The following is a 12,884-nucleotide window of genomic DNA, read 5'->3' as shown; positions in this document are numbered from 1 at the left end:
AGCTCAATTGTTCCGAGCCAAGACCACGTTTCCATAACTCAGAGATCGGCTACCAAGCACTAACACATAATCATCAAGCAATAATTTGGAGATTTACTATGACACATAAATCTGAACTAACTTCTGACTTTAGAAGTTATGCCGACGTAACAGTCAAGAGTGGTTGGCGCGCACTTGGTATTATCATAGGACTTATTGTCCTCTGTATAATCTGTACCGCATTAAAGTTCTTTTTGGGGACCGTAATTCTAGGCATGGCTGCTATTTTTGGCAGCTTAGGATTCTATATACTTCCAGCTAATATTGCTGGCGTCGGTACTTTTTTTGGAAAGCCCGTAGGTAATTTTGTTGGGGGTGAGGGTCTTCTCTGGAGAAATCCTTTTTATGTAATAAGAAATGTTAGTACTCGGTCTTTTATTACCCCAACGCCAATATCCAAGATCAACGATCTTAGTGGAAATCCCATCATGGCCGCGATGCAAGGCGAATGGTATGTGAAAAACCCGTCAGCTGCAATATTCAATATTGATAAACATGTTACTGAGTATGTTCAAGATGTTTTCACATACTCTATTCGTAAAATAATATCTGAATATTCGTATGACGGTTCAAGCGTTGACGATGATAGCGTGGATGAAATGTTCAATCTAAACGATGACGATGGAATTTCAGATGTGGTATACCTTCGTACTTCAAGCGAAATCATTAACGAACGTCTCAAACAAATCTCTCAGGAACGGCTAGAAAAAGCAGGCGTTATCGTTCTTAGCGCTAACATCATTGACTTGGCGTATGCACCAGAAATTGCCAGTGAGATGCTTCAAGTGCAGCAAGCAAATGCCTTTTTAAATGCTCGAAGGAAAATTGTAAAAGGAGCAACCGGTGTTGCAATTGATGCGATTTCAGATATCGAATCTCAAGGCAAAGAGAAGAATATTAGTATTGAGTTTGACAAGAACCAAAAAGCTAATCTGGTTTCCAATTTGTTAGTGGTTTTGTGTGGCAATACATCTGCACAACCTATTATTTCATTGTCAAACGAAACGCCGAAACATGGGGAGCAATAAAGTGCAGCTCTTTTAGGGTGAACAAGGGATAGGTTCAGTAGCCCCACTAACGGCGGCTCCAAGAATTACGAGGTCGGCTGCACTAAGGTATTCAACAGCATCCTTGTATATTGATGGGGTCACTCGCACGCCAACACTTGGGCACACCATATAGCTATTTCTCCGCGGACTGAAGCCAGATCACCCGTGAAGAAAAACAACAGATTTCTATTTCCAATGTCCAATTTTTATCTAGGGTATCCGTTTTCTGTGATTGATCTCACCACATTGTTTATATTAACATTGCGAAAAGGAAGAGACCTATCGCGCCGACACCAACTAGATTAATCGTTCTCACTTGTTTTTAGCTTTTGCTTTTGCTTTGAATGCTTTGAATGCCTGGATAATTTCCTTGGATTCATTGTTGGGACAGCTGTTTATCATCGAATTGATTGTTTCTGAATCGAGCGTAGATAGGGTCTGTTTTTTAAATATACCTTTTTTAATAATCCCGTCTGCTGTTCCATTCTCAGAATCAATCTCAAGGCGAACATACTCGGTCTCCACTATTGCCGTGGCCGGTATTCTCCCATACTTTTTTAACAACCCCACAGCTCTATCAAATTCTCTTTTTTTCAGTGACTCTTCTAATTGAGTATCGATGTCACTCTTTGCGGCATCTATTGATAACTCCATTAACCAAAGCATAGCCATGCCCACTGCTGTGGGTACTGGAGCCACTACAAAAGCAATAGCAATCCCGGCGTAAGTAAATGCCTGTATCGTTCCAACTATCCCTGTGTATGTCTTCTTAGCTGTTGCTAAACCGGAATCTACAGTATTGAGAACCCTGGTTTCGGCGGATATATATAATTCCTCAGTAGCTCCAGCCACCGTATTAGTTACATCATCCACTTTATTCTTTGCTGAGGTAACAACGTCATTCAATATAGTTTTTATAGCCATCTTCCAACAATCCTCTAATGACCTTTAAGGCCATAATATTGATCAATATTAATAACTTCAGGTCCATGCTCACGGAGAGTCATTCTGTGGAAGCGCTTGTTTACTCACCTATCATTGGGAAAATACAACCCAGAGTTAGAAATCCTTAGCCGAGTAGTAACTGATATCACCTTGCCGGTGAAAGGTATAAATTCAATATCCCAGCTCGCCAACTTGGATCGTCTGGTAAAAGTGATTGGCTGTGGTGTATTGTACATCTTGGTATTAAATGAAAGTGTCCCAAGAAAATCTGAGTCAAAAAGATAGAAACCCGTAGCGGCAAGTTCACTAGGGGTCACATGCTTAATCTTGCCCTTCAATAAAGACCGCAATCTAATTTTTGGCGAATCATATTCCTCACTGAATAGCCACTTATGAAGAGTACTTACATCATCTTGAGGTAATTTTTCACAAAGCTCATAATCCTTAGATCTATACCAATCTTGCAATATGGTCTGAGCTGAACTATTGAAGCATGACCAGAGAGGAGTATATGTGTTCTGACCTTCGCGAATAATATGAGTTGGTTTTGCTAACAAAGACATAGTCTCTTCTTTTCCAAGAGATTGATAATCGTCATTTATGAAGCCACTGCCAAATTGAAAGCTCACCGGCGAAAAACCAGGGAAACGATATTTTTCAGCATTTAATGCTTTTAAAATAGCGGCCTATTTAAAGCAACGTAAATCTCAAGCCTATATTGCACGGGCCTTAGGCCGCGATCCTTGCACGATCTCCAGAGAGTTAAAACGAAATCGTCGCCCAGACGGTAAATACTGCGCAGCGCGAGCAGTAAAACGTACCTCTCGAATACGGAGGGAGTCTCGTCGTAAATGGCAATTCAATGATACCGAGCTTCAGATGGTCATCGCCTTAATACGCCTCGATTGGAGCCCAGAACAAGTTTCCTTGTGGCTTAAGAAGTGCAATATATTATCGATCAGCCATTCGACCATTTATCGCTATATTTGGTACAACATGTTTTATTCAGGGGATCTCTATAAGCACTTACGTCAATCAAGCAAGAAACGCCGAAAAAGATATAGAAGCCCTGACTCTAGAGGCGTTTTAGTCAATAAGGCCCATATCTCTGAGCGACCTCTAGGGGCAGAAAATAAGAGCCGAATCGGTAATTTCGAAATTGATACCGTTCATGGTTCACGCGATCAACATTCAATTGTCACGTTAGTTGATCGAAAAAGTAAATACACGATCATTGGCAAAATTAGGAACCGTACGACTGACGAGTTAAATCGAAAAGTTATTCAGCTAATCAAAAAACAGGTTAATCAGGTAAAAACAATTACCGCTGATAACGGTACCGAGTTTCATCAATACAAAAAAATTGAAGACGTCACTAACTCAACATTTTACTTTGCCAACCCCTACCACTCATGGGAAAGAGGGTTAAACGAAAATACCAACGGTCTCATACGACAATATTTACCTAAAGGAGAATCAATGAAGAGCATAACTCAAAAGGATTGCGATAAAATTGCAATGAAACTTAACCGACGACCTAGAAAATGTTTAAATATGGAAACACCGGAGGCAGTCTATGTTCGTTAATCACTTTCATTGCACTTCAGTTGATAACCTGGTAATACCTTTAAAGTAGTACCCACCTTTTCTGAGTCTCTTTGGTAAGACTCGATTATCATTTCAATATTTGATTCATTGTTATTCATATTCCAACCTTTGCTAGGTATCGCTATTGCGTTTTAAGGCATCTATAACCTTTGGGTGGTTGAGCAATTCACTGTATTTCTAATCTGCTCTCGGATCGATAATTGCCCCTGCTTTTATTGCAGAAACTAACTGTTCTACATTATCTTCGTTGATACTGTTGTCGTTACTCAATTCCAGTTTATCTTCTAACTCAGTAATTCGTTTTTTCCCAAACATTTCCGTTCTCTCTATTCATCACTGCGTGTAGGTTTTGGCTATTTGATTTGTCATATTTCCAAATACTACTTTCTGTTTCCCATTCGTGATTAATATCTGCAATACATATTACTTATTTTCACTTAGCTGCTCTACTTCTCGATAGCCAGCAGGCTCTACTATTCCATTTCTTGTTGTTTCAGGAAACCATACTTTGCACTTAAGTACACCATTTACAAGCCAGCATCTGCTGTCACCTCTGCCCTCTTTTTTTTCGGCTACTGCGCGGATCCTTTCCTTTGCTTTTTCAGCTTGTTGAGAAGCCAAACACGCATAGCCAATATTCTTTAAGCGGTTTTCAGAAGAAAGTATAAGCTCTCTAATTCTTTCCTGCGTACCGCAAATGGTCTCTTCAGCACCTTCAGAAAGTGCTTCAACGAATATTTTCCCAGCATTTAAGCTGGTTTTATTCGGTTGATCAGCTGCGCTAACAGTAGTCGAACCCGCGGTTAAAGTCAGGATGAACAACGTACGTTTGATTTGATCCAGTATCATTTTTAACCTTCAAATACAGTGGTCCACGATCCTGTAGTTTTAGTGATTGCCTCGCACCGCTCTTTTACAGTGAGCAGCTTTTTCCGTAGTAGACCAAGTTCCTTCTTCATGCGTTTTAGGCTGTCCCGAACTGCACCTACCGTCAAATAACTCCACCAACGTTTTTGTAAATTCCGGATCCTTGATTGTAGTTTATTAACAGAGTCTTCTATTGTCTCTTTCAATCCATTGAGAGATGCGTGCTCCTCCCATAGCTTGCTCATGTAGATAAATACGCGTGTTTTGGAAAATTCAGTGGCGTTCATGTTGTCTCCATATTTGTGTGAGTGTCTATGTGGAGTAGTAGTCCATATTTGCCTAATGAATTTCAAGATAAAAGTGCGGTTTTCTACACTTTCCCTGTTTCCTATTCATCTTTCCACCTGATTTGCACCCCCTCTCTGCATTTACTACGTTCGAATCAAGATACAAATCATCCAAGGGGATTAAGATTATGATTACAGCAAACCAAATTACTCAAACCTATCTAACAGCAACAAAGAATGGTCCAGAAGACCTTGAGGGGAGAATTCGTTCGCTTGATGTCACTCAATCTTACATAGTTAAGGCTCCCGCTGGGTCCGGTAAAACTGAAATCCTTTCTCAGCGATATCTCGGGTTATTGTCTGTGGTAAACGAACCCGAAGAGATACTGGCTATCACGTTTACAAACAAAAGCGGCAACGAAATGAGAGCACGCATTGTTTCCGCCCTTCAGAAAGCCGACCAGTGCCCAGAGCCTACATCGCATTACGAAAAATTGACCTGGCGACTTGCTAAAAACGCTCTAGAGCAATCAGCTAGAAAGGGTTGGGATGTATTGAATAACCCCAACAGACTAAGAATCAAGACTATCGACGCTTTTTACGGCTCACTCGCAAGACGCGCTCCTCTTTCGGGGCTAATAGGGGGTGGACTTCAGATCTCCGATGATTACCATGTTTGTTATATTAAGGCTGCTCATGAAGTACTTGGGGAACTAGAAAAGCAAACATCATGGGCGGACTCATTAGACGCGATACTTCGCCATGTGGACAACCGATTCGATCGTGCAGAAGAACTTTTTGTTAGCTTACTCGAGAAGAGAGAGCACTGGTTACCTATCGTGCTTGGCGCAAAAAATGCGACTGACCTTAGAGCAAATCTTGAAAACACTCTAAGCGTTATTGTCGGGGAAATTTTAACTAATGTGCGGAACGAGCTTGAGTTTGTGGCTCCTAGCCTTGTCTCATCTCTAGCATTTGCTGCTAATCATATTGACGGTGAGAAAACTAAGAACTTACTACCTCTTAAATCGTGCGGCGAAGACGGAATGCTACCTGACACATCAGCGAATCAAGGTGAGGTCTGGGCAGCAATTGCCGACTTCCTGCTAACTAAAGATGGGGCTCCGAGAAAGTCCGCGACAGCCGCTATAGGATTTCCAGCCCCTTCTGGTGTTAAAGACAAAGAGCTCAAAGCCCTTTATTCCGATCGGAAGACAGAATTTAAAGCTATGCTTGATTCTATTGCACTCTCTACCGGATGTACTGAGGCCCTAAAGCGGCTCCAATCCCTACCCCCTTCCACCTACAACGATGCAGAGTGGAGCATATTGCAGCACCTTTTAACACTCCTTCCTGTATTAGCTGCGAAGCTTCTTATGGTCTTTGAGCGCGATGGTGTTATGGATCACGCACAAGTGGGTTCTTCTGCGCTCCGAGTGCTCGGTGATAGTGAAGCACCAACGGACCTTGCTCTCCTCCTCGACTCTCAATTAAGTCACATATTGATTGATGAATTCCAAGATACCAACAATCTACAAATGCATGGCTTGGAGCTGATCACATCTGGTTGGGAGCACTCAGACGGGCGTACACTATTCTTAGTCGGAGACCCAATGCAGAGCGTCTATAGCTTTCGTGGAAGTAACGTAGGTCTATTTCTCGATGTTGTTCATAATGGTGTTGGCAACCTTAAAGTTAACCCCATTGAGCTAACCGTTAACTTTCGGTCGCAATCGAATGTCGTAAACTGGGTAAACACAACTTTCGAGCAAGTTTTCCCATCTGAGGAAGGCTCAAATCTTGGCGCAATTCCCTACAACCGCTCAACCCCCTTTCGAGATGCCATAGACTCGGATATTGCCGTCAGAATCAACGGGTTTACCGGTGAGCCTGAAATAGCACGGAGTGGTGAAGGAAGATGGATCTCCAAGCAAATACAGGATATTCGTGCTCATGACGACGAGCAAAGTATTGCCGTACTGGTTAGAAACAGAAGCCATCTCATCGATACCGTCAACTCATTGAAGGAACTATCAATTCCGTATCAAGCTATCGAGATAGACCCTCTAGAAGATAAGCACACAATACGTGACCTTGTTTCACTGACTAGATCACTGTGTCATTTAGGTGACCGCACTGCATGGTTATCCCTGCTGCGAAGCCCGATGTGTGGGTTAACCCTGGGGGAGCTGGAATTAGTTGCAAGGCCCGCTGCCGACTGCTTAATCTGGGAAACGTTGAATGATGCCAAGATAGTCTGCTCACTGTCTAAAGAGTCTCAGCAGCGTATAAATCACCTTGTGGGGGTGCTAAGAGATTCACTGCGCAACAAAGAACGGAAGGATCTAGATATTCTTGTCGAAGGGGCGTGGCTATCTTTATATGGACCTTCCAGCATGGAAAATAAAAGTGACAGCCACAACGCGAAGGCTTTTTTCAAAATACTTAAAGACTTTAGTTACTCACGATTTGAGATTTCGCTCTTTGAACAAAAGATTAAACGCCTTTATGCGAAGTCTGTGGCAAGTGATGCTAACCCGGTCCAAGTTATGACACTCCACAAGTCAAAAGGGTTGCAGTTCGATCATGTGTTTATCCCTGGTTGCGATCGCTCCACTAGACCAGATGAGGGCAAGCTTCTCGCATGGGACAGATATACAACCAGCTCGGGAAAAGAGCTGCCTATATTGTCGGCATCACCAGAAATAGGTGGTGGTAAAAATAGTCTATACCAATTCATTACTAAACAAGGCTCTAGCCGCCAAGCACTTGAGAGTGATCGGATCTTTTACGTTGGCTGTACTCGTGCTAAAAACTTTCTCTACCTAACCGGAAGCCTTGCCATCAATGAAGCGGGAGAAACAGTCGATCCTGCAAAGCGCTCTTTTTTCGGTAAGCTTTGGGGGTGCGCAAAGAATCAGGTAAACATAGTGGCAGTAGATCAAAACGACAATGACACAGAATCTTTCAGTGAGAACCCAACGTCCCCTCCAGCGAGGTTAGCGCACAGTAATGTGTCTCCTGAATTGCCTGAAGGAAACCTTCTTTCTAAATATCGTGGTCGCTTATCTACGAACAACCAGGATCTTCCCGACTTAGCCTGGCGAGTCGACTACGCCTCACAAGTTGGTACTCTCATACATCGAATTTTGAGACGAATTTGCCTAGATGGTGTTGGGACTTGGAATGAGGCATCCATCAACTCACGCATGGAAGGTTGGAGACATCAACTTCTACAACTAGGCGTTCCTAGTTATCTAGCGCCGGGGATTCTTTCAAAGTGTAAAGACACCCTACTAAAGTTACTTAATGAGCCTAAAGCGCAATGGCTATTGCTCAAGTCACACACGCAAAGTGATTGTGAGCTATCTGTCTCCGTATCTGATCAGGGGGAAGTATCGACGGTCTCAATAGATCGGACCTTCGTAGAAAGCGGTATTCGCTGGGTAATTGACTACAAGACCGCAGAGCCTATTGAAGGAGAGATCGCAGCGACCTTTGAATCCCGTATGACCGAGCAACATGCCCCCCAGCTGGAGAAGTATGCGTCGATAGTAGCTCATTTAGGGTCTGAGCCGGTAAAACGAGCGCTGTATTTAACAGCAACTCAAAGCTTTGTAGAACTAGACGCGTAACAAAGTCCATTTTTCAGGAGAAATGAATTGATTTGTAATATTCAATACTGAAAACTTAAGGCAGAAAGGTGCTGGCAGATACCATCTCTGTTCAGCATCGAATGACAATACATGCTCACGATATAGAGAAACGTTCATGCTAAACACTGCAGTACTAAATGATTTGCCAAAAAATGATAAGAAGGCGCGAAACATTTGTCTTTTCATATACGCGATGTTTGGTGCTGGAGTGCCAATATTCTTTTTTATGGTATTTGGTGTAATTGCTTGCTATGTATCAAAAAACAAATTAGCTGGAACGATTTCCGAAAGCCATTGTAAGTGGCAAATTCGAACATTTTGGTATTCGCTGTTGCTTCTACTTTTAGGTATAGCAACAGCATTTTTTGGCGTTGGTTACATATTAATTTTCCTAAGCGCACTACTAATATGCGTCCGTACCATTTGGGGGGTTATTCGCCTATATCAGTGCCGGCCAATGTAACCGCGCGAGAACCTTTATGGTAGTCACGTAATTTCATCGCTGTTCTTACTGGCATTGGCTTTCCTTCCACAACAAAAACCTGGTCTTCCCTCACAATTTGCAAGTGCCTGTTAATCACCCAACCATCTTTATTCCAATAAATGTATTTCCCATCGTAAGTTAAAATAGGTGTCCCATCACGATACACAAATTGGCTTGAATTATTGATATAAACTGACTCAGATCTTGTCGTGACGCTTCTACCATCCAATACTAGCGTTTCATGATAGATCTTTTTATCGTCGTAAGTGACAACTTGCCAAGGTCCGACACCTAGATCCTTCGAAATTAGAGGCATCTGGCTAACCCCTTTGTTCTCGCTTTTGCACCCTGCAACAAGCATGAAGATAAAAATCAACCCAAAGAAATATTTTCTATTCGACATGAAATGTCTCCCAATTTAGATTGTGTGATTCGTTCGAAGTTATTGATTTATATTCTGCATTCGCTTTTATATAGAAGCATTAACAAAGTGCACTTTTCGGTAGTTTTTTATAGATCGCCTAATAATAGAAAGCTATTGTGACTCAAACCGCACCTAAAGGTATCCACCATGTTTTATAAACCTCAGAAGAAGTATCCACTACTTTACAACGCAGTTATCCGAACTGGGTTGGCCGCTACGCCAGATATGCCCTCATTGGACGATGTAGGGGAAAATGCGCTTCTTCCCCCCTATACAAATGATATGCCCGGCATGGAAGAAGCCAAGCTTAGAGGCGTGGTAATATCAAATATATCAATCTTTTTACATAACGCATTTTTCTGCAAAGACTTTCCCAGCGACAAACGCCTTGAAAGATTATTTGCATCTGCCGAAAAAAAGATGAAGCGCATAAGCACGAACCCATGGGTTGAGCTTATGTACAAGGCCGGAAAACAAGGTGAATGCCCAAATCCTGAGGTAATCGATAAGGAATTTGATCCAGTAACCAAAGTTCACTTATCAATGGCTCGGCCTGAGTTCGAAAAGACCGTACCGGCTCTAATTGTCTTATTTGTCGATTGGGTCATTGAGAAGAGAAGTGAGGTCGAATCATGGCAACTCGACCGCATTAAAGTTTTCTCAGAATGACATTAGGACAGTAATCAATGTTGAATTGGGAGGTGCGCTTTTTTAATCGTGGTTTGAAGAGAACTTTTCCACGATTCTTTTGGATCAGTAATCAGAACTTGAGTGCTCAAGCGTCCGGTTTCCGTTTGCAGTTGAATTGGATGTTTGTTTGGAGTCCAATCTCCGTCTTTAACTCGAGGGCGTCTGGCACAGTAGAACCAGCATCCTCTTTTGTCCTGGCAAACATATTTTGCATCCTGAGGAAGCGCGATCGGAATACCCTCGATTATCGTATAAACATTTGCCAGATTATGAACTTTTTTGCCTGCACTCAAATTTGTTTCCATTATCAATGCCCCCGAGCATTACCAGATTTTATTGATGACTACCATTCAAAACCAATGAATACTACGCTTTATGCTTTATTTAAAGCACTTTTTTAACATAAATACATTTTATTTCCCCTACGCGCACCTCAAATGCTTGTTGAATTTTCATCACGCATCTATACTGCACATAGGGAAATATATTTCTATTAAATACCGGACGAAACATGAAATTATCTACATGCTATTTAACTGCACTTTTGTCTGTTTTTATTATCTCTGGATGCGCGACATCTAAGCATCCTAATGGCGCCGTTGAAAGGCACCATAAGCAGGCTACGAAGAAACAAGCTTCGACAGGAGCGGCAATCGGAGCTGCTGCTCTTTGCGGCGCAGTTGCCAACAAAACGGCATCTAAAAAACATAGGGATACCGCTACCGTAGTGTCCGCGGCCTTATGCGGAGCCGTCGCTTATAGCGGTGTAAAATCAGGCTACGAGTCTGAAACGCTAAACCGTGCTGAAAAGCACCTGATGACAATTTTGCGTCCTGGTATAAGTATTACGAGAAGCGAAACAGGAAAAACCATTAGCCTTGTGTTCAGCGAGCAATGGGAAAATGTACCGGGTAATAGCGGAATCCGAATGGACATGAAAGAAGACTACGAATTTATAGCAAAAACGTTAACCCTCTTTCCTACACTGCAGGCATTAGTAGCGACGGCAGACCCTACTGATTCAAACTTTAAAGGCATTGGGTATGATCGAGCTAAAAATATAGCTATGGAAATTCTAAAACACGGCGCTCCCAAGGGACGCATTCGATTTACAAGTTTAGGTAATTCACCAAAAGGAGCCGTTACTCAATTCGATTTTTCAATTTACAAGTGAATCCGATGAGCAGTTTTCCCGAAACAGAAGAATATGTCCTAAAGTTTTTCCGCTGGCTTCCAGTAAACAGAGTTAGAGCACTTAGATTCCTGCGCCAAGTAAGAGCGATACGGTATTTTATTATTATGGCCACACTTGGTCTTTGTATCTTTATTTGGGGAGGCTCTGATATTCATGTTCTTATTAAGTCGCTCCTCACGAGTGTATTTCTGGTTACAGCATTTTTGTCAAGAAAGATATCTTATATTGCAGCGAGGGCAAAAGGTTTCTCAAATATACCCTTGGTAATTGAAGAAATTGATAATCACCGGCTAAGCAAATTAGATCATTTTATTGAAGGAAATAAACGTTTATCGAAAGAGCCTTCGATATTAAAAATGATATCAAACTCGAAAAATAATGTATTTGATATTTACCATTACTTGAATGGCATGATTTTGATATCGGACAGCTTGGATATGCCGTGCGTGCCAGATAATGGAGATACTGGGCTCACTGAATGAGCCCAGTTAATTGATGAATTAGTGTGCCGCCACAGATAGATGGGCAATGGTGTTTTCTTCAGATTCAAGGGTTACGTATTGTAAAGCATTCAATTCGCTCGCAAAGGGTACAGATGACAGAACTATGGATGCTGCTAATCCCTCCCTTCCTTCTTCACTCTTAATATTTTTCAAGTATAGAGCAAATTGCTCTTCAGAAATGCATGCCTGCAGCTTGGCATTAACAAGGAATGTTTTGATTACCCATCGATAAATTTGATCATGTAAATATTCGTTATACTCCTGGCTGTCTAAAACACTTTCAACCATGTTTTTATCTACACCAGGAACAACTAGATTGCACAAACCAATATTATTGTCTATTAGTTTCCCAATTTCGCTGATGTTGATCTTTTCAATAGTCATCAATTCTAGTCCTATTTTACTGGATTACTTTTGCTTTTAGGTTTCAAATATGATGACAGTATGATTGATCAAACTCCAGAAATATCAGTACTTTTGGGGTTTTCAGTAGTTGATTTGAGTAAAACAACTATTGCTATTTAGGTAACTTTTAATTTAGACGGTTTAACTTCGGCGCTGCCACCATGAGAAGTAACAAAGGAAGTTGCCCGGTCCGCGAACCCAGAATCTAAACGATCTTTTACCTTTACTGAGCTTTCCATATCAAACATCGGCTTCAGGTTGGCTTCTATGAGCTTGGCCAAATTACCACTATTACCATCTTTGGATTCTTCTAAGGAAGCTTTCAGAGACGATTTATCTATCGATGGCCAGTCTATACGAAACCCGGCTGTTTGAGCTAGATTATGGCTGTAGAGTTTGCCTACCAACGAATTGAAACTATGAAATGGCTGTAATTGTTCAATTCGTTGCATTGCATATGCAGCCCTTTGAGATATGTGCCCCTTGTCTGATGAGCCCATCATATTAAGTGCAATTTTGTTAGATTCGCTACCTAGTAGAGACACTGCACCGGCGGCAACTCTTAACTCGCCTGATTTTAAGGTTTTGTCTTGATGCTCTAATCCCTTGCAAAGATCTTGATGAATTGACGCAAGATGTTCTGGACTAAAGCTACTCTCACCTCCTTTCAGGGCTGCTCTAAAATTTCTATGCAGGATTAATTTTTCGAAAGTCTCCAGCTGGGCTTGCATA

At 41.8% G+C, this 12,884-nt stretch carries 15 protein-coding genes; 6 read left to right on the top strand and 9 right to left on the bottom strand.

Translation table 11 applies throughout. From position 1 onward, the window contains the following. The first annotated feature begins 98 nt into the window (after positions 1-98). On the top strand, positions 99-1,067 hold the full coding sequence (locus H5647_RS21010) for an SPFH domain-containing protein (RefSeq protein ID WP_052692294.1): 969 nt from the start codon (positions 99-101) through the stop codon (positions 1,065-1,067). Positions 1,068-1,400: 333 nt separating this feature from the next. Here the strand turns inward: H5647_RS21010 and H5647_RS21005 are convergent, their stop codons facing one another. Continuing rightward, positions 1,401-2,012: a hypothetical protein gene (locus H5647_RS21005; protein ID WP_045861656.1), complete on the bottom strand. Its 612-nt coding sequence runs from the start codon at positions 2,010-2,012 to the stop codon at positions 1,401-1,403. Between the two features lie 104 nt (positions 2,013-2,116). Beyond that, positions 2,117-2,662 carry a hypothetical protein gene (locus tag H5647_RS21000; RefSeq protein ID WP_045861655.1) on the bottom strand — a complete coding sequence of 182 codons (546 nt, stop codon included), beginning with the start codon at positions 2,660-2,662 and terminating at the stop codon, positions 2,117-2,119. 49 nt (positions 2,663-2,711) lie between these two features. Between H5647_RS21000 and H5647_RS20995 the strand changes: the two genes are divergently transcribed. Beyond that, positions 2,712-3,620, top strand: a complete 909-nt coding sequence (locus H5647_RS20995) for an IS30 family transposase (RefSeq protein ID WP_045861654.1) — start codon at positions 2,712-2,714, stop codon at positions 3,618-3,620. A 198-nt stretch (positions 3,621-3,818) separates the two neighbouring features. On the opposite strand, the gene H5647_RS20990 is transcribed toward H5647_RS20995, so the two are convergent. The 3 genes from H5647_RS20990 to H5647_RS20980 all read right to left on the bottom strand — a co-directional run bounded on the left by H5647_RS20990 (position 3,819) and on the right by H5647_RS20980 (position 4,795). Then, positions 3,819-3,956, bottom strand: a complete 138-nt coding sequence (locus H5647_RS20990; RefSeq protein ID WP_162926460.1) for a hypothetical protein — start codon at positions 3,954-3,956, stop codon at positions 3,819-3,821. Positions 3,957-4,064: 108 nt separating this feature from the next. Beyond that, positions 4,065-4,490, bottom strand: coding sequence for a hypothetical protein (locus H5647_RS20985; protein ID WP_045861653.1), 426 nt, complete (start codon positions 4,488-4,490; stop codon positions 4,065-4,067). 2 nt (positions 4,491-4,492) lie between these two features. Continuing rightward, the gene (locus tag H5647_RS20980) at positions 4,493-4,795 is read right to left on the bottom strand and encodes a hypothetical protein (protein WP_045861652.1); all 303 of its coding nucleotides are present in this window, start codon (positions 4,793-4,795) and stop codon (positions 4,493-4,495) included. 188 nt (positions 4,796-4,983) lie between these two features. On the opposite strand from H5647_RS20980, the gene H5647_RS20975 reads away from it, so the two are divergent. Then, complete coding sequence (locus tag H5647_RS20975) at positions 4,984-8,430, top strand: UvrD-helicase domain-containing protein (protein WP_045861651.1); 3,447 nt, start codon at positions 4,984-4,986, stop codon at positions 8,428-8,430. A 452-nt stretch (positions 8,431-8,882) separates the two neighbouring features. Here the strand turns inward: H5647_RS20975 and H5647_RS20970 are convergent, their stop codons facing one another. Further along, a complete protein-coding gene (locus H5647_RS20970; protein ID WP_045861650.1) occupies positions 8,883-9,338 on the bottom strand; it encodes a hypothetical protein in 456 nt (151 codons plus the stop codon). A 168-nt stretch (positions 9,339-9,506) separates the two neighbouring features. On the opposite strand from H5647_RS20970, the gene H5647_RS20965 reads away from it, so the two are divergent. Further along, positions 9,507-10,028 (top strand): hypothetical protein, encoded by a 522-nt coding sequence (locus tag H5647_RS20965; RefSeq protein ID WP_045861649.1) that lies wholly within the window; start codon positions 9,507-9,509, stop codon positions 10,026-10,028. A 14-nt stretch (positions 10,029-10,042) separates the two neighbouring features. On the opposite strand, the gene H5647_RS20960 is transcribed toward H5647_RS20965, so the two are convergent. Next, positions 10,043-10,354 carry a hypothetical protein gene (locus H5647_RS20960; protein WP_045861648.1) on the bottom strand — a complete coding sequence of 104 codons (312 nt, stop codon included), beginning with the start codon at positions 10,352-10,354 and terminating at the stop codon, positions 10,043-10,045. A 206-nt stretch (positions 10,355-10,560) separates the two neighbouring features. Here H5647_RS20960 and H5647_RS20955 point away from each other — a divergent pair, with 206 nt between their 5' ends. Together H5647_RS20955 and H5647_RS20950 are read left to right on the top strand one after the other, a co-directional pair. Then, on the top strand, positions 10,561-11,223 hold the full coding sequence (locus H5647_RS20955; RefSeq protein ID WP_045861647.1) for a hypothetical protein: 663 nt from the start codon (positions 10,561-10,563) through the stop codon (positions 11,221-11,223). Positions 11,224-11,228: 5 nt separating this feature from the next. After that, positions 11,229-11,726 (top strand): hypothetical protein, encoded by a 498-nt coding sequence (locus H5647_RS20950; protein ID WP_162926459.1) that lies wholly within the window; start codon positions 11,229-11,231, stop codon positions 11,724-11,726. A gap of 18 nt (positions 11,727-11,744) precedes the next feature. Here the strand turns inward: H5647_RS20950 and H5647_RS20945 are convergent, their stop codons facing one another. Together H5647_RS20945 and H5647_RS20940 are read right to left on the bottom strand one after the other, a co-directional pair. After that, a complete protein-coding gene (locus tag H5647_RS20945; protein ID WP_045861645.1) occupies positions 11,745-12,131 on the bottom strand; it encodes a hypothetical protein in 387 nt (128 codons plus the stop codon). Between the two features lie 137 nt (positions 12,132-12,268). Next, complete coding sequence (locus H5647_RS20940) at positions 12,269-12,883, bottom strand: hypothetical protein (protein WP_045861644.1); 615 nt, start codon at positions 12,881-12,883, stop codon at positions 12,269-12,271. Between the last annotated feature and the right edge of the window lies 1 nt (position 12,884).

Origin of the sequence: Teredinibacter purpureus (genome assembly GCF_014217335.1) — a bacterium.
In the GTDB taxonomy this organism is placed as follows: Bacteria; Pseudomonadota; Gammaproteobacteria; order Pseudomonadales; family Cellvibrionaceae; genus Teredinibacter; species Teredinibacter purpureus.
Note: the sequence above shows the minus strand (reverse complement) of the source record. Positions and strands in the feature narration are given on the sequence as shown.